The organism is Brevibacterium sp. VCM10 (assembly GCF_000583215.1).
Taxonomy (GTDB): domain Bacteria; phylum Actinomycetota; class Actinomycetes; order Actinomycetales; family Brevibacteriaceae; genus Brevibacterium; species Brevibacterium linens.
In genome coordinates this window covers 1-1,375 of record NZ_JAJB01000084.1, presented here as the reverse complement: position 1 = coordinate 1,375, position 1,375 = coordinate 1, and the positions used below count along the sequence as shown (strand labels likewise).

Genomic DNA, 1,375 nt, shown 5'->3' with positions numbered 1-1,375 from the left:
GCCGTCAGGTAGTTCTGGGGCGAAGTTCAGCGGTTCTGGTCGCGCTCACGGGCCTCGCGACGAGTCAGCGGGGACAGTCCCCCGCGAGGCCGTCGGCCGTGATCGCGCCGGACGCGGCAGCGGATCCTGTGGGCCGCCTCGGCGGGCGCACTCCCGATTTCACGACGAGGACGCCGAGACCGGTCGTCAGTGGAATCGCGACGACCAGCCCGATCGAACACACGAGGATGCTCACCACCTCCACCGACATGTCCCCGAGCGTGAACGTGTCGATCAGCGGCTGATCGTGAGCGGAGACGATGATGAGCGTCATCAGCGCCGAACCCACATACGCGAACGTGATCGTATAGACGGTCGAGGCGATATGGTCCCGGCCGATGCGCATCGCCCGAGCGAACAGCTGCGCAGGCTTCATCTCAGGAGCGGCGGCTGCCAGCTCCCACACCGCCGAGGCCTGTGTGATCGTGACGTCGTTGAGCACCCCGAGTCCGGTGATGAGGATCGCACACACGATGATGTCGGTCATCCCCAGATCGGTCGTGTCGACCAGCAGGTACCCGTCCTCCGAATAGGCGATGCCCAGATTCGCCCAGGACGTCATCCACGCGCCGAGGATGCCCGTGATGACGATGCCGAGCACCGTTCCGAACAGCGCCGTCGACGTCCGCGTCGAGATTCCGTGCGCAAGGTAGAGGGCGATGACCATGATCAGGCTCGCCGAGATCATCGCCACCAGCAACGGGGGTTTGCCGTCGAGCATGGCCGGGAGCATGAAGACGAACAGCACAGCACCGGCGAACCCGAGTCCGATCAGCGCGCGCAGGCCCCGCAGACCGGCGACGAGGAGGACGATGACCGCGTAGAGGATCGCCAAGGCCAGCATCGGAACGTTGCGGTCGAAATCGATGAACACGTAGTCGGTGCCCATCTCCTCCCGGTCCGGCGACTGCGTGAAGTCGAGGACTTTGATCGTGTCCCCGACGTCGACGCCGGCTTCGACCGCGTCGGGGGTGACGTACAGGCTGCCTTGGCGCCCGTTCGCTTCGACGGTGTAGGTCGTGCAGTCGGCCTGCACCATAGGGTCCGTCTCCCCGGGGTCGCAGTCCGAGGCGTCGACGGCGGTGACAGTGACCTTCGTATCGGTGGTGCCCTCGGCCGTGTTCGTCGTCGGCCCACCGCCGGGCAGCTCCTCGTCCGGTCCTGATGGCCACAGCACGAACAGTCCGGCGATCGTGGCCACGATGAGCGGGATGAGGCAGGCGAGCATGATCAGACGAACCCTCGGCGAGGCCTTCGGTTCGCGATGGGACGTCATATGGATGGAGGTCCTTCAGGCGCGGCTGGCCGTTCTCAGGACTACCTGACGGCGGCCCAG

General features: G+C 66.0%; 1 protein-coding gene. It reads right to left on the bottom strand.

What is annotated here, in order from left to right; translation table 11 throughout:
- Nucleotides 1-64: 64 nt before the first annotated feature.
- Nucleotides 65-1,315, bottom strand: a complete 1,251-nt coding sequence (locus AD89_RS0117080; RefSeq protein ID WP_025780796.1) for a YibE/F family protein — start codon at nucleotides 1,313-1,315, stop codon at nucleotides 65-67.
- Nucleotides 1,316-1,375 lie beyond the last annotated feature (60 nt).